We start from the raw sequence: 26,471 nt of genomic DNA on the forward strand, positions 1-26,471 counted from the left end.
TTGACCCTGTAGGTTTCGCATCATATTGCAGTGGTAGGCACCCACCAAGGATCACCCTATGCCATTCATAAACCGCGCGGTTGCAGGGTTAGGCAATCAAATGCTGGCCCTGACGATTGGTATCGTTTGCGGCGTGGCGGCGTATCTGGCGGGCTTGCCACTGCCGTGGATGTTGGGTGCGTTGATTGGCAATACGGTGGCGGCGATGTCGCGCATCCCGGTGCGCGCGCCGGTAAAGCTGCGTCCTTTTGTAATTCCGATCATCGGCGTACTTTTGGGCGCGGGCGTAACGCCGCAAATTTTGGATCATGTCGCGACATGGTCTCTGACGGTGCTGCTGCTGCCACTGTTCTTGGGCAGCGCAGCGGCGGGATCATTCACGGTGTATCGCAAGCTGGGTGGCTATGACACTGTGACTGCATTTTACGCGTCGATGCCCGGCGGGCTGAACGACATGGTGGTTTTGGGCGCTGAAGCAGGGGGTGATGAACGCCGGATTGCGCTGGCCCACGCGGCGCGTATTTTGGTGGTCATCGTCTTTGTCGCGCTGTTTTTCGGGCTGGTTCTGGGGGTCAACAGCGGGTCGCGCAGCGCCGCACGCTGGGTGTCACTGGATGCGCTCAGCGTTGCTGATTATGCGATCCTTGGCGTCTGTGCTGCAGCGGGCACATGGCTGGGCCATTGGGCGAAACTGCCCGCCGCGCCAATTTTCGGCCCGATGATCCTTAGCGGAATCGCGCATTTTATTGGCTGGGTCGACGTCCCACCGCCAACCTTGATGATTATCTTGGCGCAGGTGACATTGGGCACAATCATTGGCACACGGTTTGCGGGCGCGACCTTTGACCAAGTCGGCCGCGATTTGGCTTTAGCCACACTAGCCACGCTTGTGATGCTAGCTGTCGCTATTGTGTTTGCTGTGATGATCGCGTGGGCGTCCGGCGTCCCCGTCAGCCAAGCCTTTCTTGCCTATTCCCCCGGTGGCTTGACCGAAATGTCGCTGCTTGCGCTCGCGCTGGATCAGGACGTCACCTATGTGTCGCTGATGCATATTTTCAGGATCACCATGGTGATAGCGATGGCGCCATTGGCTTTCAGCTGGCGCCGCCGTTAAGGCATCTGAATTTGCCCAACAACATCGGTCATTTCCGACAGGTTTATCTTGCGCTCAAAGGCCTGACCGTCAGCGTCGAACACATGGCAATCTGTTGTTGCGAATGACACAGTCACGGGCGCGTCGTCTTCGATAAATCGGGTGCCTGTCAGGACAAAACAGAAATGTTCTTCGCGCCCCGGAAGCGTGGCGTAGCCTATGGTTTGCTGGCCAAGGTGTTCCACCACCGCGGGTGTGACCGTCATCGCGGCGTTGCCCCCGTCGAGCGAGATGTGTTCGGGTCGAATGCCCAGCGTTATGTTTGTCCCAATCAGGGCGCTTCGTTTTTCGGCAGGCACGCCAACACCGATGGTCAGGGGCTGACCTTGCAGATCAACCGTGATGCCGTCGTCCGATGTCGACAAGACGGTAACCGGCAAAAAGTTCATCCGCGGGTTACCGATAAACCCGGCAACAAAGGTATTTTCCGGTTTGTGATACAGCGCGAGCGGGGCGCCGACTTGGGCGATATAGCCACCGTTTAATACCACAATCCGGTCGGCCATTGTCATCGCCTCGACCTGATCGTGAGTGACGTAAACCATGGTGGCGCCCAATTGTTTGTGCAGCCGGGTCAATTCGATCCGCATGTCGGCACGCAAAGCGGCGTCAAGGTTTGATAGCGGTTCATCAAATAGGAAAATTTCGGGCTGGCGCACAATGGCGCGGCCAATGGCAACGCGCTGGCGCTGACCACCAGACAGGTTGCCGGGTTTTTGGTGCAAGTGCGATTCAAGATGCAAGATCGCGGCGGCGGCTTCGACTTTGGCGCGAATTTCGGATTCGGGTGCGCGTTCGACCCGCAGGGGGAACGCGATGTTTTCATAGACAGACATATGCGGATAAAGCGCGTAGGACTGGAACACCATCGCAATGCCGCGTTTCACCGGGGCCAAATCGTTCACACGTTTGCCATCGATCACGATGTCGCCCGCTGTCGTATGTTCAAGGCCCGCAACCATGCGCAATAGGGTCGATTTTCCGCAGCCGGACGGGCCGACGAATACGACAAATTCGCCTTCGTGTACGTCCAATGAAACGCCTTTTACGACTTCAAAATCACCAAAGGTTTTCACGACGTTTTTCAAAGAAAGCTGGCCCAAGGGGGTCTCCTAGCGGTTAGAAATATCGGGCGCCCAAGGGTGGGCAAATGCAGTCCAGCCACCAAAGCGCGGCGGCTGGACCACTCTGGGGGACGCTTATTTATACTCTTCCAGCTCTGCTGCGGCCTTGGTCAACGCGGCAGCGGGTTCAGCGTCGCCGGTCACGACAGATTGCACCATGTCGATCATGACATTCTGGAACCCTTTGTAGTCGGTGAACAGTGGCTCTGGTCCACCAAAGGCGATGCCGTCGATAAATGGCTGCCAATATGGGCCATTCGCAAGCATTTCATCCACTGCTGCACCGGGGCGGAGCGGTGTCAGGCTGGCTGCGCCGCCGCCTTCATAGGCTTCTTGCACCACAGAGGATGTGATGAATTTAGCGAATTCCATCGCCTTCTCTTCCACACCAGAGCCAGCGAAAATCGCGAGCGAGTCAGTGATCAGCAGCGTGCCCGGACCGTTGGCATCGGGGCCCGTCGGCAGGTCGGTCACACCCCAGTTGATGTCGGTGTCTTCCAGCAGGAATGCGGCACCGACAGAGGTCTGGATCATGCCCACCGAACCATCAAGAAAGATCGCGCGCATCTCGTTCTGCTCATAGGCGGTCGCACCTTCGACGGAATACGGCGTGATGTCCTGATAGGCCTGAAGCGCTGCAAGAACCTGCGGGCTGTCCATCGTGATGTTGCCATCTGCGTCGATGATCTGACCGTTATTTGTATACACCCAGTGCAGGAACTGGTGCATGGTGTTGTCCATGGTTTTCGCGGGCAAACCGTAACCGGCCTTGTCGGTGCTTTCGGTGATCTGGCGCGCAAAATCGATGGTTTCTTCCCAGGTGGTCGGCGGCGTTTCGGGGTCAAGGCCAGCCTCTGCGAAGATGTCTTTGTTCCAGTAAAACGCCTTCGTGGAAAAGGCGATCGGGACGCCCCACTGTGTGCCCTCGAACGTGACGGTATCCACGATGTGCGGGTAATAAGATGCCTGTTCTTCCTCGGTCATCGGCACGGGCACGATCAATTCATTCAGCGCGAATTCCTTGAGCGTGCGCGAGCCAACGTAAGCCATGGCGACAGGGCTGCCCGCAACGGCCAGCGTCGTTGCCTTGTCTTGGCATTGGGCCCAACCGACCACTTCTGGGGTGACAGTCCAACCTTCGTTGGCGGCCTCCCATTCGGCGATGTATTGTTCATGGACTGGGTCGATTTTATCACCGCAATAGATCCAGCTGATATCGTCAGCAAAGGATGGCAGGGCGGTAGTGCCGGCCAGCATCAGGCCGATCAGGCTTTTTTGTGCAAGTGTTGTCACGTGTCGTCTCCCGGTTGGTTGTTGGTTGTTGCTTCGTTTCTTATTGTTTGATCGCGCCAGCGGTCAGCCCGCCGACAAGATAGCGTTGGAGGAAAAAGATGATGACCATGGCCGGGGCAATCCCGACGAAACTAGCGGCCATCAGTTCGTTCCAGATCACTTCTTGTTTGCCGAAATACGCAAACAGGCCCACCGGCAGCGGCATATATTCGGTCTTAGAGTTGAAGGTCAGCGCAAAGATGAACTGCTGCGCATAGGCCCCGATAAAGGTCATGATTGCCACCACGATGATCCCCGGACGGGCAATCGGCAGGATCACGCGGCGAAACGTGTAGAACTGCGATGCGCCATCCATATAGGCGGCTTCGTTCAGCTCGATCGGAATCCGCATCATATAGGTGCGCAGCAGCCAGATCGCCGAAGGGATCAGGAACGCAGCACCCGGTACGATCATCGCGTAATAGGTGTTCAGCAGCCCCAGTGTGCGCATCAACCGGAACAGCGGGATCAGCAAGACCGCGCCGGAAAACATCGACACCGCAAGGAATGCACCCAGCACCATTGCCATCCCTTTGAATTTGAACCGGGCAAAGGCATAGGCCGCAGGCACGACAAGGATCAGAACGATGATGGTTGAAATGACGGAAATCAACAGCGAGTTAAAGATATAGCGGCCAAAGCTTGGAACGCTGATCCACATCGTGCGGTACGCCTCGAATGACCCGTTTTCGGGCCAGAACGAATAGGGTGATGAAAACAGCTGCGACAGCGGTTTCAGGCTGACAAGGAACCCTTCGATGAAGGGGGCCAACATAAAAAACAAGAACAGCGCGATACCAAGATAGATCGCGATCAATTCGCCCCAGCTATAGCGATCGATCATTGCCCGGGTTTCTTTGGACCGAAAGGATAGACGTGCCATGGTTCCCCCCTATGCTTTCTCGGATGCCGCGAGTTTGCGGGTCATGCGGAAGTAAGCGACGCAGAACAGCGACAAGAAAATGCAAATCACCACAGCGCGCGCGGCGCCTTCGCCGTATTTTTTAGACCCTATGGCCGTATGGTAGGTGTCGATGATCATGGTGGTGGTGCTGCCAGATGGCCCGCCCTGGGTCAGGATCCAGATGATGTCAAAGCTGTTGAAGGTTGCGATCAATGACAGCATGGACATGGTGATAATGGCAGGCGCCATCAGCGGCACCGTAATTCGCCGGAACCGCATCCAACGGCTGGCACCGTCGGTCCATGCCGCCTCGTAAAGGTCGCGCGGTATCGACTGGATTGCCGCCAGAAAATAGATCGTGACCATCGGCACGCCAATCCAGACGTCGGTAATGATCGTGGCCCAATATGCGCTATTTCCGTAGGCTAGAAACACGACAGGTCCATCCGACAGGCCAAAGCGTTGCAGCAGGCCGGAGATCATCCCGAATTGGCCGTTATACATCCAGCCCCACATGAAAATCCCGATGGCCATTGGCACGATCCATGGCGGCATTGTCAGGATGCGGAACAGGTTCCGACCCGGCACGGCGCAATTTAACAGCACTGCGCCACAGGTTCCGATCACCATTTTCAGCAGCACGGAAAAGAAGGTCCATGTGAAGGTGCGGATGATGATTTCCAGGAAATCCTTGTCAAAAATTTTCAGATAATTCCGCCAGCCGACGTAGTTGGTTGTTTTGCGCAGCGATGCGTCGGTGAATGACAGCCGAAAGGTTTCGACCAGCGGCCATGCCACAATCACCAAAACATATAAAATCGCCGGGGCAAGCAGCGCCCACGCAAAATACCAAGCTGCGCGGTTCTGGGTCATGCAACAAATTCCTTGGTCACAAGCGCATTGTCATACCGGTCCCAAATCGGGCGCATGTCGATCACTTGTTTGCTGCGCCGCGCATCATCCATGGCCAGTGCAAGGATCCCAGCCTCGAGCGCGTCAAGCGGTGACACCGGCAGCGGCCCGCCATGCATCGTGTGCGCAATCACCTTGGCCGCCATTTCTTCGTCGGCACCATAATGTTGGGACAATTTGCTTTCGGCGTAGACTTTGTCGATCTTGGTTTCTTCGGTCAGCACATCCGTGACCTTGAAATTCGCACGGATAAAGTCGCCTTCGGCCTGACCTTTGGTGCCAAAAACAGCAAAGCGGCGAAACTGGTCGGGGGCGTTCAGGTTGGTGTGGAAATTCATGCCCACCCCGTTGGCGTATTCGATGATCGCCACCTGATAGTCGATAATATCGCCATCGCTGTCGAACACCTTGTCGGACCCGTTCCAGCCGGACGGTTTGCGGTGAAAGATGTCCAGATCGTTGATGCCGTCGTTGCGCGGATCATTGGCGGGAATGAAGGTCTTGCGCCCACCAAAGCTGGCGACGCGTTCGGGGCGCGCACCGATCAGCCCGTTGTACAGGTCCAGATCGTGGCAGCATTTTTCAAGCATGAAACTGCCCGACCATTTTTCATAACGCCGCCAATCACGCATGAAGAACGCGCCGTGGTAGGGATAGATATGTTCAGCAGCTTCGACCGAAACAATATCGCCCAGCATGCCCGTGTCGCGCGCCGCGATCAGGTCACGATATAGCGGGGCATAGCGCAGCACGAGGCCGACCATCAGGTTTTCCGGTCCGCATTTGCCCATCAAGGCGGCCAATTCATAGGTTTGTTCAATCGTTGAAACGATCGGCTTTTCGGAAAAGACTTTGTTGCCTGCCTCAAGGCCAAGCCGGATATGGTCAAGGTGCAGGTGATTGGGCGATCCGATCATCAGGAGGTCATAACCGCCCGCTTTGATAAGCTCTTGGGGGGATGCATACTGCGTCCCCGCGCTGATCCCGTGCTCTTGCAGGGTGACCATACCAGCGGGTGCAGGATCAAAGTAACCGACGATCTCAAAGTCCGGGTCCATCTCGCGAAAGACGTATCCAAGATACCCAAGACGGTAGCCAAGACCGATAATGGCGACTTTCATGTCGCACCCCCTGTGAAGAAATTCTTTTTCTAACCCTGCGGCAAAACGCCCTGTACCGTCAAGAAATATTCATAAAATTGTGATTTAATTCTAGATGTATGTAATTCGTTTTCACGTATTGCTAAAAAAACAGCGCTTCGGTGAAACTGGACTGCCGCCTAGGCGGCAACTGTCCCGCAACGTTGCAACCCTAGAATGGCCGCCCCAACAAGACCGGGTTCAATTGGGCATTCAGCAGGCACCACCAGTGGTCGCGCGAATCGTCGCAGACATTTTTCACGCACCGCAGCGTCAAGTGCAGCGATCAGCCCGGTCGCATTCGACATCCCGCCACCCACCGCGACAATACCGGCCCCCAACATGTTTTCCATCACCGCAAGCGGCCCCGAAAGCAGCGCAAGCCAGATCGCGATCGTTTGCGCAGCTTGGGGGTCATTGTCTTCCCAGCCGGTCACGATTGCTGTGCTGGACAATCGTGTGCCGTGCAAATGATGGTGCAACCTTTCCAACCCGCGCGCTGAACATATCGCATCCAAACACCCAACCTGCCCGCACCCGCAAGCAAAGGCAGGCAACGTCACGGCAGGATCATCGAACACGCGCTGCGCGATGGGGCCATGACCCAGTTCACCCGCAAAGCCGCCAGCCCCGTTGATCAACTGCCCCCGCACAACAACGCCACCGCCAACGCCGGTGCCAAGAATAAGGCCAAAAACCACGTCGTGGCCGCGCCCAGCGCCCACTGTTGCCTCGGCCAGCGCAAAACAGTCGGCATCATTGGCCAGAACAACAGGCAAGCCCAAAGCAACCTCGAGGTCGGCCTGCAACCGACGCCCCGTCAGGCAGGGAATATTGGCGACGGTCGCGATACCGCTGTCAGGGTCCAGCACACCCGCCAACGAAAACGCCAACACCTGCGGGCGCACGTTTGCCTTCGCGATGGCGTCGCGCAACACGGTGACGAAGCTGTCGAAATTTTCGGTCGGTGTTGTGACCCGCCCTTTGGGGATCACTTTGTCGGCGCCATAGGCTTCGGCCACTTTGATGGCGGTGCCACCGATGTCAAAGCACAGGATCATACTTGGCCCTCGATTTTCTGTCCGGCAATCCATGTGCCATCTGCCCGGATATCAGCGGTCAGGTTAAAAAAGTCTGCGTGGGCACCCGGCCCAAGATGGCCACGGTCGGTGATTCCCATCGCGCGTGCAGGTGCCAGCGCCGCTAGGTTCAACGCAAGATCAAGCGGCAGCCCCAGCGATTGATGCAGGTAACGCACTGCATCGATCAATGCGATATCCGCACCGGCTAGCGTGCCATCAGCCAGCGTCAACCGCCCGTCGGCGCGGTAAATCAGGCGCCCGTTTAATGTGAACCGGGTAAAATCGCTGCCAACGGTCGACATGGCGTCCGACACTAAAAACATGCCTGCGGGGCCTGCTTTGCCACGCAATGCAATGCGCATCGCTGCATCGGCCACGTGAAACCCGTCGGCGATCAGCCCCGCCCACAGCCGCCCGTCATCCAGCGCGGCCCCCACAAGGTTCGGTGCGCGATGTTCCATCTGGCCCATCGCGTTGAAAAGATGCGTGACCATTGTTGCACCGGCATCGGCATACGCGCGTGCAGTCGCATGGTCGCAGCCGGTATGACCAAGACTGACGATGATACCCGCCTGTGCCAATGTCGCAACCTGATCCAGCGTCGCGGATTCGGGCGCGATAGTGCAGATCATATGGTCAACCGTACCTGCCGCCGCGACCAGTGCCGTAAGATCACTGGCATCCATGGGTCGGATCAGCGCAGGATCATGGGTGCCTTTGCGGGCAAGCGCCAGATGCGGCCCCTCAAGGTGTAGACCCAGAAAACCGGGCGTGTGGCGCGCATCCCGTCCGGTAGCGAAAGCCACATCAGTGCTTTGGGCGGTATCGGTGATCAGCGTGACCATGACCGATGTCGTTCCATAGCCAGCATGGGCGGTGCAGATGGTGCCGATTGCATCGGGGGTCAGGTCGTTGTTGAAAAGCACCCCACCGCCGCCGTTAACCTGAAGATCGACCAACCCCGGCACAATCGCGCCTGCAACCTGCACCCCGTCAGGCGCGTCATGTGCGGGCACAATACCCGTCACGCGCCCAGCAGCGACCAGTAGTGCTGCATCGCTATGCCATGTGGTACCGTCAAAAATGCGAGGAGCGTGAAAGGCAGTGTGCTGTGTCATATGCCAACCTTACCAAACCGTGCCGCGCGCCGCCACTTGTTCAACGCGGGTGACGATGCCATCGCGGTGAAACACCATGCAGTCGAACAGGTTGGACACCACACAGGTGTGGTTTGGGATGACACGGACCTGCGCGCCAACAACGGGCAATGGCGCGGTGCAATCTGTCAGGTCGACAACGGCGTGTTCTTCGGACAGCGACACGATCCGCGCGCCGGGCAGTCCCACAATTTCACCGTGGTCAGCAAACCCAAGCAAATCAGAGGTCAGCGCCTTTGACCCCGCATCCAGCACGGCCCGCGTGGGTGTGGGCCGTGACACCACCGTCGCCAGCACATGCATCGCGATATCGTCCACGCTGCATTCCCCGGCCCGCACCATAGAACGGTCGTTATACACATAGGTGCCCGCGCGATGTTCTGTCGCACTGGGGACTAGGTGGGCCGCAAACAGGTCCGGGCTACCGCCGTTCGATCGCACCGGGCAGTCGATACCCAGATCGGACAGCGCGGCCATCGTGTTTTGCAAGAATGCCTCGACCACCGCAGCACCACCGACAGCAGGATAGGTCAAAAGCCCGCCAAAGCGCAGACCGTGCGCATCGCTGATCTGCCGCGCCAGCGCAACCGCATCACGGGGCGATTGCACACCGCATCGCCCGGCACCGGTGTCGCATTCGACCAGCACCGACAGGGGCTTTCCCGTTGCAAACGCCGCCGACAGCCCGGCGATGGTTGTTACGTTATCCGCCACCACCCGCAATGTGGCGACCCGATCATTCAGCGCCTTAAGCCGCGCCAAACGCGCCGCGCCGAGGATGTTATAGGTGATCAAGATGTCATCAAAGCCCGCGTCGGCAAAGGCTTCGGCCTCGGTGACTTTCTGACAATTGATACCGACCGCGCCTGCGTCCAGCTGTTGTCGGGCGACGGCGGGAATTTTGTGGGTTTTGATATGGGGGCGAAACGCCTTGCCCTGCGCGGTCATGTAGTCCTGCGCGCGCGTGATGTTCGCGGCAAGCCTGTCTTCGTCGATGACCGGCATCGGGGTGATGACATCCGCCAAAGGCGTACCAATAAGAGGCCAAGGAAAATCCAAAATCAGTCCTCTTGCGCAAAGGGGTTGTCGATGCGCGGCCAGATATCTGTGCGCACGAAACGATAGGGGTTGGTCGCCGGATCGTTAGGATAAGGCTTGCCCGCCGAACAATACAAGATTTCTGCCGCGATCGGGGCGAAAGCGGCGTGAAAATGATTGGTGGATTTGATCACCAGTATCTTTTGCGCCAACGGGTCGATGCCCAGCGCCGTGAACAGTGACGGGTCATAGCTTTGGGCGCGCACGGTGTTCAAGATTACCTCGATCCCGATTTCTGCGCCGCTGGTATCAAGCAGGGCAATCCGCACGGCAGGCCCGAACGGCACCACGCTTTCGCCAAAGACCATGGCTGCATCCTCGGACATGGTGACAATTTTGATCAGCGCATCAACCGGGTCGCCCGTCATCGGCGCGGATTTCGCGCCAAACCGCAGCGGCATCACCGCACCTATGCCAGCAACCATGCAAAGCTTTACGGCGATCGGGTCCCAAATGGTGCCAATGGCCACACCAGTGGCCCCTTGCGCCATCAGTTCACGCAGCACCAGCGTCCCGTCGCCTGCCGTACCACCACCGGGATTATCCCACATATCTGCCAGCACCACAGGGCCAGAATGCGGTTTCATCGCGGCAGCGACTGCGGCGCGTTCATCCAGCGACGGCATCATATGTTTACCGCGGTTCGCGAATAATTCCTGCCCCAATCGTTCAGCCAGCGCCGCACCATGTGCGGCGGCATTGTCGGTGACGACGATCATCTTGGTGCCCATTTCAGGCACATCACCCGCCATAAAGCCGTGAATAGCAGAGACCGACAGCACCATTGGATCAGATGCTTCAAGCGCGATCATCCGGTCGACAAAGCTGCGCATCGGTTCGCGCGATGTGGGGAACACGTCAATCATCCGGCAGTCATAGGTGGACATCACCGGGGTGATCTTGCCCGACAGTGTATCGACGACCAGCGACCAAAGGTCTTCGGCACGTTCCACGAAATCGGTATGAGGGAATTCCTTGAATACCACAAAGAAATCCGCCGCAGCCACGCGTTTCGCGGTCAGGTGACTGTGTGGGTCAAGTTCAGCACACACAAGGACGTCGGGACCAACAATTTCGCGCACCCGCGCCAGCAAATCACCTTCGGGGTCGATGCACCCTTGGGCCACCATGGCGCCGTGCAAACCCAGCACAACCGCATCAACCGGCATCGCTGCCCGCAACTGGGTCAAGATTTCGTCGCGCAACTCTTGGTGGGCGGGCCCGGACAACAGACCTGCGGGATCAGCCCATGCGGCGCTGCCTTCGATCAGGGTCCAACCTTGTTCGGCGCAGACCTTGCGGCCCACAGGGATGGGCGCGGTGCATAGGGTTGCGGTCGCGGGGTGTGTGCCGGGCGCAGCATAGAACGATTCTTCGAACGCGCGCCGGTCAACCACGATAGGCGAAAACGTGTTCGTTTCGGTGGCCATGGCCGCCACAAAGACGCGCTTTGGTGTGGATACGGTCATTATTATTCCTTGATATAAGGCAGATATCCTACAAACCCGGCGATCTTCCAACGGCCATCTTGGCGGCGGCACCAATAGAGCGTCTGCCAGTTCATCCGTTCATTTGGGCCATCCGTGCGGGCAAGGTGCCCATCGAATTTCTTGCGGACCAATGCGGTGTCGCCGGTGATTTCGATCTCTTCCAGACGGGTGGCGTTGTAAATCCCGGTCCGCGGATCGCCCGCATAAACACCCGCATCGCGCCGCGCCGCAAAATCATGCGCCTGCTTCAACCAGTCGGTGCGGTAGGCGTCCAAAGTGGGATAGGCCAAATCGTATTTATTTGGGTCGTCCTGAAAATGACCACTGATCCCGGTAAAGTTCTCGGTGATGAAGTCTGCGGCCACCGCCGACCAATCCGCAGTGACAAATGCGTCGATGTCGCGCGGCACGAGCATCTCCCAGATCGTAGAGCGATCTGTATCGCCCGCAGGAAATGGGTTAAGGAAAGGGTCACGCAAAGTCGTCATTTTCATCATCCTGTGAAATTCATTTCTACTTTGATACAATTTCACTGGAAAAATCTAGCCGATTATGGCTCAATGAGCATAAATCACGAAAATGAATTTCGTGAGCGCCCAAAATTTGGTCTCGACGCGGGGGTTGATTGTCTTGCACAGTCCCTGAAAGACGACAATTGCGAAAGGGCCGCCCCGCGGCAAGGAATAACAATGACTGATCCTTCTGATTTCTCGCTGGCGGCTGGCACCACATCCGCTGGCAATCTGATCGTCGCGCTCGCGGATGAAGACGGGCGATTGTCCGTCTTGGAAAAAAAGCTGGCCGAGTCGGTTTTGGCAGATGTCAATTACGCCACCAACGCGTCGATCACCGATATCGCGACGCGTGCAGGCGTATCGCCACCGACGGTCACACGGTTTTGCCGCCGGTTGGGCTGTGCGTCTTTTTCGGATTTCAAAGTGCAGCTCGCCAAAAGCGCCTATGTGGGCTTGCGTTATCTCAAGCCGGAATCGGTGACCACCACCCCCGTGCAAGTCGCCGAAGACATCGTCACCAAAGCACAAAACGCATTGTATGAAATGCACCGCACCCTTGATCTGGATAACGTCAATGCGGCCGTGGCGCTGCTGGCCAAGGCTGAAATGATCTATGCCTTCGGGTCGGGCGGCAATTCATCGATGATTGTGAACGAACTGCAAAACAGGTTGTTCCGTTTGGGCGCACGCATTTCGGCGTCCAATGACCACGGTATGAACCTGATGCTTTCGGCTGCCGCGCAAGCGGGAACTGTGGTTTTCGGGTCTTCGGTGTCGGGCCGCAACCAAGAATTGACCAACTGTTTTGCACTGCTGCGCGAACGCGGGATTCCCACCATCGCGCTGACGCAAGCCGGGTCGCCACTGGCCGAAGTAGCGGATGTGGTGATTTCGGTAAACCTACCAGAAGGGCAGAATATTTTCCGCGCGACATCAACACGTTACGCATCGTTGGCCGTCGTCGACATTATCGCCAACCTTGTGGCCTATCAGGACCGCGCCAAATCCACACGCATCTTGCGCGGCATCAAAGAGCAATTGGTCAAGCAACGCGATGGCGGCGACGACAGTCAAATCTTGGGCGACTAAGCATATCATCCGGCGTGCGCGTGGCCGCGCCGGTCCGATTCACAAGCCGCGAACGAGGGAACACATGGCGTCTCGCCTTGCTATCATTACCGGGAGCGCGGGTGACATTGGCCGCGCGATCGCTGCGCGTCTGGCCAGCGATCACGATGTTATCATTCTAGCCGATCTGGATCTGGCGGCGGCCAAAAGTGCCGCCAAGCAGTTGGGTGCAAAATTTGTCCCCATGCATCTTGATGTAACGGACGCCGATAGCTGTGCCGCATTGGCCGCTTTGACCGGACCGATGGGTGATCTGGTGACGCTGGTGAACAATGCCGGCGCATCCTGTGCCGTCAGTCTGCAAAGCGCATCAGTGGCAGACTGGAAATTCGATCGATCCTTGAACCTTGATGGTGCGTTTCTGGTGTTTCAGGCGCTGTCGGACCAGTTAATCGCGGCGAAAGGTGCCGTCGTGAACATCGCGTCGGTCAATGGCATGGGCGTGTTCGGACACCCCGCCTATTCAGCCGCAAAGGCGGGCATGATCCATCTGACCAAGCTGATCGCAGTGGAATACGGAAAATACGGCATTCGTGCCAACGCCGTCGCGCCCGGCACCGTCCGCACCCAAGCCTGGGAAGACCGCGCTGTCGCCAACCCCAAGGTTTTTGACGAAGCCGCAGAACACTATGCGCTGGGCCGGATTGTGAACCCCATCGATGTGGCAGAGGCGGTCGGGTTCCTTGCCTCTCCGCTTGCTGCTGCGATCACGGGGGTTTGCCTGCCTGTCGATTGTGGCCTGACGGCGGGCATCCCGGCGCTTGCCCGTACATTTAGCCAATCTGACGATTATTAATCCCCCGCCAACAGGACCAAATGATGACCTATTTTCTAGAGAACGCGTGGCACCCAGCGCCCGCGCCTGACGGCACGTGGACCGTCACCCTGACAAACCTGTCGGATACACCGCTGACTGATTTCAAATTGTCGCTGACGTCGATCACCCGGATCATGCCAACACATGAATTGACCGGGGCGAAATTCCTGCGCCGCGACGCGAATTTCCATGAGTTTGCGCCTGTGGATGCGAACCCCATTGCACCCGGCGACAATTGGACCTTTTGCGTGACCGGCATCAACCGGTCGCCTTTTCACCGCAACGACGCGGCCAAAACGGCTTGGGTCACACAGGCTGATGGCACACATATCGCCGTGCAAGTCAGCGATTTGATGCATGCGGGTGCGGCGCCTGTGCGCCCGCAACCGCGTCTTCCGGATGGCCGGTTGACGCTGCCGTTTGCCCTGCTGCCATGGCCCAATCAGATTGAAGCCACTGCAGGTGCCGCCCCCGTCATTATTTTTGCCGCTGATGGCGTGTCGGTTGCGGACAAACGTCTGATGCTGGCGGTCGATGCCCTGCATACGCGTCTGTTTCCGACCGCACCATGCGTCTTTCAATTGTCTGCGGCGCTGGGCGCACGCGCGCTGCAATTCGCAAACGACCCGTCCCTGCCCAAAGAAGGATACCGCCTAGACTTTGGTGACAAAATTACCCTGACGGCCAGCGCGGACGCGGGGCGACGCTATGGGCTGATCGCTTTGGCGCAAATGATGCACGGCGCGTTCACAGACCCGGAATTTCAATTCCCCGCCAGTGGCGAAATCACTGATGCGCCGCGATATGACTGGCGCGGCTGCCATCTGGATGTGTCGCGGCATTTCTGGACCTTTGACGAGGTGTTGCGCGTTGTTGATATCCTTGCATGGCACAAGATGAACCAATTCCACTGGCACCTGACCGATGACGAAGGCTGGCGCGCGGAAATTTTGGCCTATCCCGAACTGACGAAGGCAGGCGCCACGCGCGGTGCGGATGTCGCGGGCATGCTACCGCAACTGGGTGACGGCGCAGAAACCCGGCATGGTTACTATACCCAAGACCAGATGCGCTCCGTTGTCGCCCATGCGGGTGCGCTGGGGATTGATGTCATGCCCGAAATCGAAACCCCGGGCCACGCGGCTGCAGTTTTGGCAGCGCTGCCTTTCCTTATTGACCCAGACGAGCCTGCGAACAGCTATTACCCTGTCCAAGGCTATTTCAACAACGCGTTGAACCCTGCGGTGCCGGAAACCTTTACGGTGCTGGAAACCGTCTTTGACGAAATTGGGGCGATTTTCCCATCCAAATATATCCATATCGGCGGCGACGAGGTGGCGCACAACGCATGGCTGACGTCGCCCTTGGCACTGGCGCTGATGGAAAAGGAAGGGCTGCAAGGCACCTTTGAACTGCAAAGCTGGTTCTTGCGCGAGATCAAGGCAATGCTGACCGCGCGCGGCAAGGTCATGGTCGGCTGGAACGAGATCGCCCATGGCGGCGGCGTCCCGCCCGAAGACACGCTGCTGATGGCATGGGAAAACCCCAAAGTCGGGATTGAATTGGCGCAAAAAGGATACGATGTCGTCATGACCCCCGGTCAGGCCTATTATCTGGACATGGTGCAAGGGGCCGATTGGCTGGAAAATGGCGCCGGATGGGCCGGACCTGTCCCGCCGGAACAGACCTATAATTACGAAGCCGAAGGTGATTTTCCGCCGGAACTGCGCGGTCAAATGCGCGGTGTGCAATCGTGCATCTGGTGCGAACATTTCACGACACGGCAGTGGTTCAACGACCTTGTTTTTCCCCGCCTTAGCGCAGTAGCCGAAGCCGCGTGGACCCAAAAAGACAACAAAGACTGGCTGCGTTTTGCCCGTCAGGTGCGTTTACATCCCGAACTGTGATCAGGGTGGGCCGGTTGCGGCCCCCTTGCCCTCTTTCGTAGGCTTCCAAAGGACCAAAACCATGCGCATCGCTGTTGGCGGCATTCATACCGAATGTTCGACGTATTCCCCTGTTTTGATGCAGATCGACGACTTTCGGGTCATGCGTGGGGGCGACCTGACCACGGATCCTTACTTCGCATTTTTGCAGGACTTTCCCGCAACGGTCGCCCCGCTGTTGCACGCGCGTGCCGTGCCGGGGGGTCCGGTGTCGCTGGATACATATGTGGTGCTCAAGTCGGAATTTCTGGAACGGCTTGAGGCGGCGAAACCATTTGACGCAGTGTATTTGGCGATGCATGGCGCGATGCATGTGGATGGTATGTTCGACGCCGAGGGCGATTGGATTTCCGCCGTGCGCGAATCCGTCGGGCCCGATATGTTGATCGCTGTCAGTTATGATCTGCACGGCAACCTGTCGCAAAAAATCGTGGATCACATCGACATTTTTGCGGCCTACCGCACAGCGCCGCATATCGACGTTGCCGCCACGATGACCACATCCTTCAAAATGCTGATACATGCGCTGGAAACCGGCACGCGCCCGGGTGTGGTGCGGGTTCCCGTGCCCCATTTGTTGCCGGGCGAGCGGTCATCAACCGAAGATGAACCGGGGCGGTCGCTTTATGCGGCCCTGCCGACTTTTGAAAACGACGATGTCTGGCGCACAGATTTGATGATTGGCTATGTTTGGGCGGATGAGCCCCGCGCGACGGCCTGTGCTGTGGTGACCGGAACCAGCATCGCAGCCGCAAAGACAGCGGGTCGCGCGATTGCAACCGCGTTCTGGGAGGCCCGCGATGCATTTCGTTTTGGCCCCACAACCGGAGGATTGGATGAAATGCTGGATATTGCGGCGGCGGCCACGACTCGCCCGGTGATCCTGGCCGATAGTGGCGACAACCCGACCGGTGGCGGCGTGGGCGACCGGGCTGATGTGTTGGCGGCGTTGATCGCACGCGATTGGCAAGACGCGCTGATCGCAGGGATCACGGATCGACCGGCAGTTGACGCCTGTTTTGCGGCAGGGGTGGGCGCGACGATTCCGTTGAAAATCGGTGCATCACTTGATCCTGCGGGGGGGCGCGTCACCGCAAACGCGCAGGTGATCACGCTGCTTGACGGCGACCGACAGGCGGTGGTGCGGATTGGCGGCATCACAGTTGTCTTGGCCGCGCGCCGCCGTCCCTATCATAACATTGCCGATTTCACCGCACTCGGGCTCGACCCGGAAACAGTGGCGATGCTGGTCGTCAAATCAGGGTATCTGTCCCCGGACCTTGCACCAATTGCTAATCCCAACCTGATGGCACTGACGGACGGTGTTGTTAACCAAGATATCCCGTGTCTTGCCAACATCCACCGCGCCAAAGGCACACTGCCGTTTGATACCCCCGCCGGTTACACGCCAATCGCCCTGCCTTCAGCCCGGTTCAAGGCCTGATCATGGGTCCATGGTTCGCCATCTTGCGCCGGCATCGTGTGGTGCGCGCATCTGCTGCGGCGATATTCCTGTATGGGTTCGCGGGCGCGGCAACGTCACCTTACCAATCCCTGATTGCCATTCGCGAACTGGGAATGAGCGATAGCGCCTATGCCGCGGTCGCACTGTGTGCCGCTGTCGCCAATGTCGTGATGGCAATTGGTGTTGGTATGATCTCGGACCGTTTCCAAAGCTATCGACGGCCGTTAATTTTTGTCAGCTGCTTTGGCGTGTTGGGCTACGGGATGGTTTGGGCGGTGCCGTCAGTAACCACATTCGCGATCGCGACGCTGGCACCGCTTGCCATGTTTCACACGATGAATTCGATGTTGTTCGGCAATGTGCGCGCCCATGCGTCCCGATTTGATGAAGACGAAGCGCGGATCGCAAATGCGCTGATGCGGATTATGATTTCGCTGTCGTGGGTGGTGATGCCCGGTGCCGTGGGGCTGTTGCTGCGCGGGCAAAGCAGCATGATCGCCGCCTATTTGATTGCGGCATTGGTTGCGGCGGGCATTTTTCTGACGGTGACGTTCTGGCTGGAACGAGATGCAAAGCCAGCCGCCACCAGCCGTGCGCCTGCGGTGCAAGACCTGCGCCTGATTATGTCCCCCGGTCTGTTGGCGCGGGTTTTGGGTGTCGCGCTGATCAGCCAAACTCTGCATATCAACGGCGCGGTACTGCCGCTGATCGTAACAGGGCGTGCAAACGGTCTGCCCGAAGACGTGGGGTATCTGGTCGGGATTGTTGCGGTGATCGAAGTCATATTCATGGTGTTTTGGGCACGCGCCACCCGAACGCTGGCGATCACGCATGCGTTGCTGATCTGTTCCGCGCTTTATCTTGCCTATCTGGCGGGGATCGCGATGGCCAGCGCACCTTGGCATGTGTACCTTGCCAGTTGTCTCGCGGGGTTTGCAGCTGCTGGTATCATCTCACTACCGATCGGTTATCTGTTGGACCTGATCCGCGACCGTCCGGGTCTTTCTGCATCGCTGATTGCGGTTAACGTCTGCGCTGGCGGCGGGATCGGCGCGTTCATTTTTGCCATCGGCACGGGTTTTGGCGGCTACGGTCTGGCCGCAGTATTAAGCGGGATCGCAGGCTGCGGTGGTGCGGTGTTGCTGATTGTTCTGGAGAAAAAACGCGCATGACACGGATCATATTGGAAGTATGCGTGGACAATATTGCCGGAATTACTGCGGCTGCGAAGGGCGGCGCGGACCGCATTGAGCTTTGCGCGGCGCTCGCGCTGGGGGGGCTGACCCCATCGACCGGGCTGCTGAAAATCGCGCGCGAAGCCGCCTTGCCTGCCATGGTTATGATCCGTCCCCGCGCCGGGGATTTCGTTTGGACGCACGATGAACGCCGGGCGATGATCGCAGAAATCGAGGCGGTTCGCGATGCCGGTCTTGCCGGGGTGGTCATTGGCGCATCGCTGCCAGATGGGCGGTTGGACAGCGAAACACTGGCTGATCTGGTAAACGCGGCCGCAGGTCTGGACATCACATTACACCGCGCAATTGACCTGACACCGAATGTGGATGCCGCGTTGGGAATTTGCCGTGATTTGGGGATCACACGGGTGTTGTCATCGGGCGGCGCGCAAAATGCATTGGCCGGGATTGAACGTCTGGCACAGATGTCGACACACAACATCACTGTGATGCCGGGCAGCGGGGTAAGTGCCGAAAATATTGCGGATTTTGCGGCGCGTTTGCCGCTGACCGAAGTGCATGCATCCTGTTCCGTCGCCAGCCCGATACCGCAAAACCCGAAAATCGAGGGCTTTGGTTTTCAGCCCAATGGCGCACGGGCGACGGACGCCAACCGCGTCGCCGCCCTGCGCAAAGCATTGGATCAGATCGCCGGATCGCGCACTTCGGGGTGAACTTCTTCGTAATAGGTGCGCAGCGCAAGTTCACTTGCTGCTGCCACGTCCAGAACAACCGTGACCTTGCGGTGCATTTGTAGGATGGACGCGGGGCAGGCGGCGGATATCGGACCTTCGATCATTTTCGCAACAACACCCGCCTTGCCCATGCCAAACGCCAACAGTACGATTTCATCGGCGCGCATAATTGTGCCAATGCCCATCGTGATCGCAAGACGCGGCACATCGTCGAATGTTTCAAAATACCGCGCGTTCGCCTCGCGGGTGGATCGCGTCAGAGTTTTGATCCGCGTGTGCGATGACAGGCTGGATGTCGGTTCATTAAACCCGATGTGACCGTTTGCACCCAAACCCAACAATTGCAGACCGATATCGCCCGCCTCTACAATCGCAGCCTCATATCGGGCGGCTTCGGCGACGGGGTCGGCGGCGTCGCCTTTGGGTAAAAACGCATATTTGGGGCGCATATCCACGTGATCGAACAGTTTTTCACGCATGTAGTGCCAATAGGAACAGGGGTGATCGGGCCGCAACCCCACGTATTCGTCCAGATTGAACGATCGCGCCTGCGCCATCGACATTTCGCCTGCCTGATGGCGGGTGATCAGCCGGTCATAAACCGCCTCCATTGTGCCACCGGTCGCAAGGCCCAAAACTGTTTCGGGCTGTTGCGCCAAGCGGTCCGCGAACAGGCCCGCGACGCAATCTGCGGCGGTCGCCTGTGTTTGATGGATCAAAACCTTCATCAGACTACAGCGGCTTCCATGCCAGCACGTCGATTTCGACCTTGGCATCGACCATCAACCGGGATTCCACCGTGGATCGGGCCGGGGGGTTCGCCCCGAAATGTTTCGCAAAAACGGCATTGAAAGAAGAAAAATCGCGGGCATCGTCAAGCCAGCAATTCACCTTGACGATATCCTCCATTCCGCAGCTGGCCAGCGCGAGAACCTCTTTGATATTGGCAATCACCTGTTCGGTTTGCGCCACGATACCACCGGTCACAACCTCACCGTCGACGGTCGGGACCTGGCCAGAAATATGGACATAATCGCCCGCGCGCACGGCCTTGGCGAAGGGCCGTTTTTGGCCACCGGCCTGTGTGTCGGCGGTGTCATAGCGGATCAGGCGTTGTTCGGACATAAGGTCCTCCAAATAAAGGGGGTTTTTCTATTTTACCCTAGCCAAAAAGAGGCTCACCAGCAAGCAAACAAGGTGATTTGTCACTGAGAATTTTGGCAAAAAGCAAGGTTTTTGCGCAAATGCGAAACGCGGCCGCAACCCTGTTACGCTTGCCCGGTCATTCGCCGTGTCGCTTGGCACTTTCAGGCCGCACTTGGGCGTTTTCGCAACCGCCGGATTGATCGTTTCGCGGCGCGACGGCCGCACGCGGATTTGTCCGCTCAATGTCCACGCCTTGCAGATCGCAGGGGATTGGTTGCAGTCGTGATGCACCCGACATTCCAGCGACGGACCACGGTCATTGGGTTTGACGCGGTGGAATACGGGGCGCAAACGCTTCGCAAATTGGCAAATCACGTCATGCCATTCCCATTGGATTCGCACTGACCCTCGGAATAACAGCCGTACCATTTTCGCCCGAACATTGGGCGATTTTGCCGTTTTGCGCATACCAAAACGGCATCTCGGCATTCTGTCGCGAAAAAATGCCCGGTTTACTCTGCGACGCAGCATTGGCCCATTGCGTGAAAAACAATTCGGTGGGAATTAACTATTAACGTCAAGTTTTATTGGGCTTTTCGCCCGATCACCGCAACGGCGTGGTGATGTCGATCTTGGCCTTCGGGCCAACAGCAATGGCGCTGTTTCATTCTGAATACTCTTCGAAACGAGGAGCGGGTGCGCAAGATTTGCCGCCGCTTTGCCAGACATCTTACGCCGTGACCGACCCTGTCGTCCGGCATTATCAAGCCGAGACAAACATGCAAAAACAACACCTTATTATCATCGGAAATGGCATGGCGCCGGGTCGGATGCTGGAACATCTGTTCGACGCAACCGACGCGTATCGCGTGACCATTTTTAATGCAGAACCGCGCGTGAACTATGACCGCATCATGTTATCGCCCGTTTTGTCGGGTGAAAAAACATATGATGACATCATCATCCACACCGAAGATTGGTATGCCGAACGTGGGATTTCCCTACACAAGGGCGAAAAGATCGTTGCCATTGACCGCGATGCCCGCACGGTAACATCCGATAAGGGCACGATTGAAACTTACGACAAGCTGGTGATTGCCACCGGATCGACCCCGTTCATCATCCCGGTCGAGGGACACAAGTTGCCCGGCGTTCTGGCGTACCGCGATCTTGATGACACCGAGGCGATGATGGCAGCTTCGGCTGCTGGCGGTCGTGCTGTGGTCATTGGTGGCGGTCTTTTGGGGCTAGAGGCCGCAGCAGGCCTGAAAATGCGCGGCATGGATGTGACCGTTATTCACCTGATGCCCACCCTGATGGAGCGCCAGTTGGACAGTGCCGCAGGGTATCTGCTGCGCCGCGAGCTTGAGGGGCGCGGGATCGAAGTGATCTGCGAGGCCAATACGAAGCAGATCCTTGGCACCGATAAGGTTGAAGGTGTCGAATTGGCCGATGGGCGCATTATTGATGCGTCTTTGGTTGTCATGGCCGTAGGTATCCGGCCCAACGTGGAACCTGCAAAATCCGCCGGCCTTGAAATCGGGCGCGGGATTGTGACCGACGCCACGCTGCGGACGTCGGACCCTAACATCTATTCGATTGGCGAATGTGCCGAAGTGGGCGGGATGGTTTACGGGCTTGTTGCGCCGCTGTACCGCATGGCAAAAATCGTCGCCGACCATTTGGCGGGCCCGTCAGACAGTGCCTTTGTGCACGCTGAAACACCAACAAAACTTAAGGTGACGGGCGTGAACCTGTATTCCGTCGGTGATTTTGCCGAAGGGCCGGACCGCGAAGATATCGTTCTGCGTGACGCGATGCGGGGTACCTACAAACGCGTTATCCTAAAGGAAGATAAGGTCATCGGCGCGGTTCTGTACGGCGATGTTGCCGACGCAACCTGGTATAACGAGATGCTGAAGTCCGGCGAAAACATCGCCGAGATGCGCGAAACCCTGATCTTTGGTCAAGCTTATCAAGGTGGCGGCGCAATTGATCCGCTGGCGATGGTGGCGGGTCTGGCGGATGACGCCGAAATTTGCGGCTGCAACGGCATCACCAAAGGCATGATCGTGAATGCGATCAAGGACAAAGGTCTGACATCGCTGGGCGACGTGCGCGCGGTCACCAAAGCATCGGCGTCTTGCGGGACATGTACCGGGCTGGTCCAGGATTTGATGGGGCTGACGTTGGGCGATACGTTCATCATCCCTGAAAGCGCGGGTATGTGCCCTTGCACCACGCACAGCCATGGCGATGTGCGTCGTTTGATCGTGGCGAAGGGTCTGAAATCTATTCCTGCCGTCATGCAAGAACTGGAATGGGCCACACCCGAAGGCTGTGCCAAATGCCGCCCCGCGCTGAACTATTATCTGGTCAGCGATTGGCCCGGTGAATACGTCGACGACCAACAATCGCGGTTCATCAACGAACGCGTGCACGCCAATATCCAGAAAGACGGCACCTATTCTGTGGTTCCCCGCATGTTTGGCGGCCTGACCACCCCAGACGAATTGCGCGCCATCGCGGATGTTGCCGACAAATTCAAAATCCCTACTGTGAAAGTAACGGGTGGTCAGCGGATCGACCTTTTAGGCGTCAAAAAAGAAGATTTGATCCCTGTTTGGGCTGACCTGAATCAGGCGGGAATGATTTCGGGCGCAGCATATGCCAAAGGGTTGCGGACTGTTAAAACCTGCGTCGGCAAAGAATGGTGCCGGTTTGGCACCCAAGATTCCACCGGGCTTGGCGTCAAATTAGAGCAGTTCTTGTGGGGGTCTTGGGCACCTGCCAAACTGAAACTGGCTGTATCGGGTTGCCCGCGAAACTGTGCTGAATCCACCTGCAAAGACATCGGCGTGATCTGCGTCGATAGCGGCTACGAGATTCTTTATGGCGGCGCCGCCGGTCTGCATATCCAAGGCACATCCCTGCTGGGCAAAGTCGCCACCGAAGAGGAATGTATCGCCGTGATCGGGGCATTGACCCAGATGTACCGCGAACAGGGGTATTATCTGGAACGCATCTATAAATGGGCAGATCGCGTCGGGTATGACTATATCAAATCCGTAATCATTGATGATCTGGACGCGCGCGCCGCATACCTAGAACGCTTTGTATTTTCACAGAAATTTGCACAGGTCGACCCTTGGGCTGAATTTGTTGGCGGCAAGGACGCCCACGAATTTGCGCCCATGGCAGAGCTGTCGTTGGAGGCCGCAGAATGAACGCTTTGAACAAAAACTGGGTCACCATCGGGTCGATCAGCGACATTCCACGTCAGGGCGCACGCCGCGTCAAAAACGGCGATATGACCATCGCGATCTTCCGCACATCTGACGACCATATTTACGCGCTTGAAGACAAATGCCCGCACAAGAACGGGCCACTGAGCAACGGGATCATCCATGACGGTTGCGTCACATGCCCGCTGCACAATTGGGTGATCTCGCTGGAAACCGGGGCCGCACAAGGCGCCGATGAAGGTCAGACAGCCACATTCCCGATCAAAATGGACGGCACAACCATCCTTCTTGGTCTTTAATTTTCTAAAACAGGGACACCAATATGTCATACGTTCAACCCGCGGAGTTCGCCGCAAAAATGGTCGAAGCCGGCGAATCTAAGGTTCTGATGTCCACCAAGGACACCTTGATCCGATCCTATATGGCCGGGGCCATTCTGGCGCTTGCTGCCGCCTTTGCTGTCACCATCAACGTGAACACGGGGCAACCGCTGATCGGCGCGCTCCTGTTCCCGGTCGGGTTTTGCATGCTGTATTTGCTAGGCTTTGATCTGCTGACCGGCGTTTTCACGCTTGCGCCCTTGGCCATTCTAGCCAAGCGTCCCGGCATATCGTGGAACGGCGTTTTACGGAACTGGGGCCTTGTTTTTCTGGGCAACTTTGCGGGCGCGATGACCACGGCGGTCTTTATGGCGATCATCTTTACCATGGGCTTTAGCCAAGAACCAAACGCAGTTGGCATGGCCATCGGTCGTATCGGTGAAGCCCGTACATTGGGCTATGCCGAAGCTGGCGGCGCTGGTCTGTTGACCGTCTTTATCCGCGCCGTGATGTGTAACTGGATGGTGTCGACAGGCGTTGTTGCCGCGATGATGTCCACATCTGTTTCCGGAAAAATCATGGCGATGTGGATGCCGATTCTGGTGTTCTTCTACCTTGGCTTCGAGCATTCGATCGTGAACATGTTCCTGTTCCCATCGGGCATCATGCTGGGCGGTGAATTCACATGGGCAGACTATTTCATCTATAATGAAATTCCGGTCGTTGTGGGGAACCTCGTGGGCGGTCTGACATTTGTTGGCGGGATGATCTATTCAACCCACTACAAAACATCGCCAAAGCGCAGCATCGCAACACCAGCAGAATAAGCGAAACACGGTATGCCCAAGGATATAGCCACGACCCTGCGCGTGACCCTTGGGCAAGCGAGCAGTGCTGGCAGTAAACCCGAAAATCAGGATTTCCATGGTGCGCGCCTTCCCGAAGGGCGCGCGCTAGCGTTAAAAGGTGTGACGCTGGCCATTGCCGATGGCATCTCGACCTCTGAAGTAAGCGCGGTCGCAGCGGAAACCACTGTCAAAGCCTTGCTGACAGATTATTATGACACTCCCGACAGCTGGACGGTTAAAACCGCTGCGTCACGGGTGATTTCCGCAACAAACTCCTGGCTACAGGCGCAATCATCTTTGACAGGGATTGGGGACGTGGATCGCGGGTATGTTTGCACCCTTGCCGCCATGATCATCAAAGCCCGCACAGCGCACCTGTTTCATGTGGGCGACAGCCGGATTTGGCGGCTAAGCGGGCAAAGCCTTGAACCGCTGACCGACGATCACCGCGCCACCTATGGGGGCCATAGCGTGTTGGCCCGCGCGATGGGGGCGGATGGCCACGTCGATATTGACTACCGCACCGTTGACCTGACCCCCGGTGATATTTTCCTGCTGACCACTGACGGGGTGCATGATTTCTGGCGTCCCAGCCGTGTGGCCCAAGTAATCAGGGACAGCCCGAATTTCGATAGCGCGGCCCAACAGATCATCACTGACGCATTAGAGGCTGGTTCGACAGATAACCTTACCCTTCAGATCCTGCGGATCGACGCCTTGACGGACAGTGATCTGGGATTTAACGACGTCCAACTGCCCGTTCCGCCGCTGCCCCGCGTCGGTGACATGCTGGACGACTACGAGATTTTGCGCAGCCTGCATGGGAACCACCGGTCGCACCTGTTTCTGGCCAAAGACCCAAACGGGGCCAAGGTCGCGCTAAAAATTCCCGGACCTGATATGGCCGACGACTCCGATGCGCTGCGCAAAATGGTGATGGAGGAATGGATCGCGCGGCGCATCGACAGCCCACACGTGTTGCACGCGCCACCAAGCGGGCGTCGCACCGCACTGTATATTGTGCTGGATTACATCGAAGGCCAGACCCTGCGCCAATGGATGCGCGACAACCCGAAACCTGATTTGGGCGATGTCCGCGATATTCTGGAACAGTTGATCAAAGGCCTGCGGGCATTTCACCGCCGTGAGATGCTGCATCAGGATATCCGCCCCGAAAACGTGATGATCACACGCGACGGCGTTGTGAAACTGATCGACTTTGGTGCGGCCTTTGTTGCGGGGGTGCAAGAGGCCGCACCAGAACGCGGCGATGACGGGATCACCGGCACCTATCAATACACCGCCCCCGAATATTTCGCGAACGAGGCGGTCAGTTGGCGCGCGGAATTGTTTTCTGTGGGTGTGATTGCCTATGAAATGCTGACCGGGCATCTGCCCTATGGCACCCAAGCCGCAAAGGTCCGCAGCACCCGCGACCGGCAAAGCCTGCGGTATCGCAACGCCCGCGATGATGCCCACCCGATCCCCGACTGGCTGGATGATGCGCTGCGCAAGGCCGTCAACCCCGACCCGCTGCGCCGCCATGACGCGCTGTCGGAATTCACCGCCAACCTGCGTGCGCCATCCATCAGCTATCAGGCCCGCCACAAACGCCCGCTGGCGGAACGCGATCCCGAACGGTTTTGGAAAACCCTGTCCGGTCTGCTGGCGCTGCTTTGCCTGATTTTACTTGCCCGTTCATCTTAAAAAGGACCACCGT

At 57.7% G+C, this 26,471-nt stretch carries 23 protein-coding genes; 11 read left to right on the plus strand and 12 right to left on the minus strand.

Annotation, left to right across the window (positions count from 1 at the left end):
• Positions 1-58 precede the first annotated feature (58 nt).
• The gene (locus tag ACXJGX_RS07360; RefSeq protein WP_474780129.1) at positions 59-1,114 is read left to right on the plus strand and encodes an AbrB family transcriptional regulator; all 1,056 of its coding nucleotides are present in this window, start codon (positions 59-61) and stop codon (positions 1,112-1,114) included.
• On the opposite strand, the gene ACXJGX_RS07365 is transcribed toward ACXJGX_RS07360, so the two are convergent.
• From ACXJGX_RS07365 to ACXJGX_RS07410, 10 genes are all read right to left on the minus strand, one after another.
• Positions 1,111-2,256 carry an ABC transporter ATP-binding protein gene (locus ACXJGX_RS07365; protein WP_474780131.1) on the minus strand — a complete coding sequence of 382 codons (1,146 nt, stop codon included), beginning with the start codon at positions 2,254-2,256 and terminating at the stop codon, positions 1,111-1,113. The two genes, ACXJGX_RS07360 and ACXJGX_RS07365, sit on opposite strands and share 4 nt — an antisense overlap.
• A 96-nt stretch (positions 2,257-2,352) precedes the next feature.
• Complete coding sequence (locus ACXJGX_RS07370; protein ID WP_474780133.1) at positions 2,353-3,570, minus strand: ABC transporter substrate-binding protein; 1,218 nt, start codon at positions 3,568-3,570, stop codon at positions 2,353-2,355.
• A gap of 40 nt (positions 3,571-3,610) precedes the next feature.
• A complete protein-coding gene (locus ACXJGX_RS07375) occupies positions 3,611-4,492 on the minus strand; it encodes a carbohydrate ABC transporter permease (RefSeq protein ID WP_474780135.1) in 882 nt (293 codons plus the stop codon).
• 9 nt (positions 4,493-4,501) lie between these two features.
• On the minus strand, positions 4,502-5,386 hold the full coding sequence (locus tag ACXJGX_RS07380; protein ID WP_474780137.1) for a carbohydrate ABC transporter permease: 885 nt from the start codon (positions 5,384-5,386) through the stop codon (positions 4,502-4,504).
• Positions 5,383-6,546, minus strand: a complete 1,164-nt coding sequence (locus tag ACXJGX_RS07385; protein WP_474780139.1) for a Gfo/Idh/MocA family protein — start codon at positions 6,544-6,546, stop codon at positions 5,383-5,385. The genes ACXJGX_RS07380 and ACXJGX_RS07385 overlap by 4 nt, the downstream gene beginning before the upstream one ends.
• Before the next feature lie 158 nt (positions 6,547-6,704).
• Complete coding sequence (locus ACXJGX_RS07390; protein WP_474780141.1) at positions 6,705-7,625, minus strand: ROK family protein; 921 nt, start codon at positions 7,623-7,625, stop codon at positions 6,705-6,707.
• Complete coding sequence (nagA, locus tag ACXJGX_RS07395) at positions 7,622-8,764, minus strand: N-acetylglucosamine-6-phosphate deacetylase (protein ID WP_474780143.1); 1,143 nt, start codon at positions 8,762-8,764, stop codon at positions 7,622-7,624. Before nagA ends, ACXJGX_RS07390 begins: the two co-directional genes overlap by 4 nt.
• Before the next feature lie 9 nt (positions 8,765-8,773).
• The gene (locus tag ACXJGX_RS07400) at positions 8,774-9,862 is read right to left on the minus strand and encodes a D-TA family PLP-dependent enzyme (protein WP_474780145.1); all 1,089 of its coding nucleotides are present in this window, start codon (positions 9,860-9,862) and stop codon (positions 8,774-8,776) included.
• Between the two features lie 2 nt (positions 9,863-9,864).
• Entirely contained in the window at positions 9,865-11,370 is a 1,506-nt protein-coding gene (locus tag ACXJGX_RS07405) for a M81 family metallopeptidase (RefSeq protein ID WP_474780147.1), read from the minus strand.
• A 2-nt stretch (positions 11,371-11,372) separates the two neighbouring features.
• Positions 11,373-11,879: a hypothetical protein gene (locus tag ACXJGX_RS07410; protein ID WP_474780149.1), complete on the minus strand. Its 507-nt coding sequence runs from the start codon at positions 11,877-11,879 to the stop codon at positions 11,373-11,375.
• A 201-nt stretch (positions 11,880-12,080) separates the two neighbouring features.
• On the opposite strand from ACXJGX_RS07410, the gene ACXJGX_RS07415 reads away from it, so the two are divergent.
• The 6 genes from ACXJGX_RS07415 (at position 12,081) to ACXJGX_RS07440 (ending at position 19,171) form a co-directional block, all read left to right on the plus strand.
• Positions 12,081-12,995: a MurR/RpiR family transcriptional regulator gene (locus tag ACXJGX_RS07415; protein WP_474780151.1), complete on the plus strand. Its 915-nt coding sequence runs from the start codon at positions 12,081-12,083 to the stop codon at positions 12,993-12,995.
• Positions 12,996-13,059: 64 nt separating this feature from the next.
• Positions 13,060-13,830 (plus strand): SDR family oxidoreductase, encoded by a 771-nt coding sequence (locus ACXJGX_RS07420; RefSeq protein WP_474780153.1) that lies wholly within the window; start codon positions 13,060-13,062, stop codon positions 13,828-13,830.
• 20 nt (positions 13,831-13,850) lie between these two features.
• On the plus strand, positions 13,851-15,758 hold the full coding sequence (locus ACXJGX_RS07425) for a beta-N-acetylhexosaminidase (RefSeq protein ID WP_474780155.1): 1,908 nt from the start codon (positions 13,851-13,853) through the stop codon (positions 15,756-15,758).
• Between the two features lie 61 nt (positions 15,759-15,819).
• Positions 15,820-17,241 carry a M81 family metallopeptidase gene (locus ACXJGX_RS07430; protein WP_474780157.1) on the plus strand — a complete coding sequence of 474 codons (1,422 nt, stop codon included), beginning with the start codon at positions 15,820-15,822 and terminating at the stop codon, positions 17,239-17,241.
• Between the two features lie 2 nt (positions 17,242-17,243).
• Positions 17,244-18,434, plus strand: coding sequence for an MFS transporter (locus ACXJGX_RS07435; protein WP_474780159.1), 1,191 nt, complete (start codon positions 17,244-17,246; stop codon positions 18,432-18,434).
• On the plus strand, positions 18,431-19,171 hold the full coding sequence (locus tag ACXJGX_RS07440) for a copper homeostasis protein CutC (RefSeq protein ID WP_474780160.1): 741 nt from the start codon (positions 18,431-18,433) through the stop codon (positions 19,169-19,171). Before ACXJGX_RS07435 ends, ACXJGX_RS07440 begins: the two co-directional genes overlap by 4 nt.
• Here ACXJGX_RS07440 and nagB read toward each other — a convergent pair.
• Both nagB and ACXJGX_RS07450 read right to left on the minus strand, forming a co-directional pair.
• A complete protein-coding gene (gene nagB / locus ACXJGX_RS07445; protein ID WP_474780162.1) occupies positions 19,141-19,920 on the minus strand; it encodes a glucosamine-6-phosphate deaminase in 780 nt (259 codons plus the stop codon). The genes ACXJGX_RS07440 and nagB overlap by 31 nt on opposite strands.
• Before the next feature lie 4 nt (positions 19,921-19,924).
• Positions 19,925-20,317, minus strand: a complete 393-nt coding sequence (locus ACXJGX_RS07450; RefSeq protein WP_474780164.1) for a RidA family protein — start codon at positions 20,315-20,317, stop codon at positions 19,925-19,927.
• An 800-nt stretch (positions 20,318-21,117) separates the two neighbouring features.
• On the opposite strand from ACXJGX_RS07450, the gene nirB reads away from it, so the two are divergent.
• Genes nirB through ACXJGX_RS07470 form a run of 4 tightly spaced genes read left to right on the plus strand, consistent with a single transcriptional unit; the run spans position 21,118 to position 26,458 of the window.
• On the plus strand, positions 21,118-23,565 hold the full coding sequence (gene nirB, locus ACXJGX_RS07455) for a nitrite reductase large subunit NirB (protein ID WP_474780770.1): 2,448 nt from the start codon (positions 21,118-21,120) through the stop codon (positions 23,563-23,565).
• On the plus strand, positions 23,562-23,882 hold the full coding sequence (nirD, locus tag ACXJGX_RS07460) for a nitrite reductase small subunit NirD (protein WP_474780165.1): 321 nt from the start codon (positions 23,562-23,564) through the stop codon (positions 23,880-23,882). Before nirB ends, nirD begins: the two co-directional genes overlap by 4 nt.
• 23 nt (positions 23,883-23,905) lie before the next feature.
• A complete protein-coding gene (locus tag ACXJGX_RS07465; RefSeq protein WP_474780167.1) occupies positions 23,906-24,730 on the plus strand; it encodes a formate/nitrite transporter family protein in 825 nt (274 codons plus the stop codon).
• A 12-nt stretch (positions 24,731-24,742) separates the two neighbouring features.
• Entirely contained in the window at positions 24,743-26,458 is a 1,716-nt protein-coding gene (locus tag ACXJGX_RS07470) for a bifunctional protein-serine/threonine kinase/phosphatase (protein ID WP_474780169.1), read from the plus strand.
• The last annotated feature ends 13 nt before the right edge of the window (positions 26,459-26,471 follow it).

The organism is Yoonia sp. SWMV100, assembly GCF_056108365.1.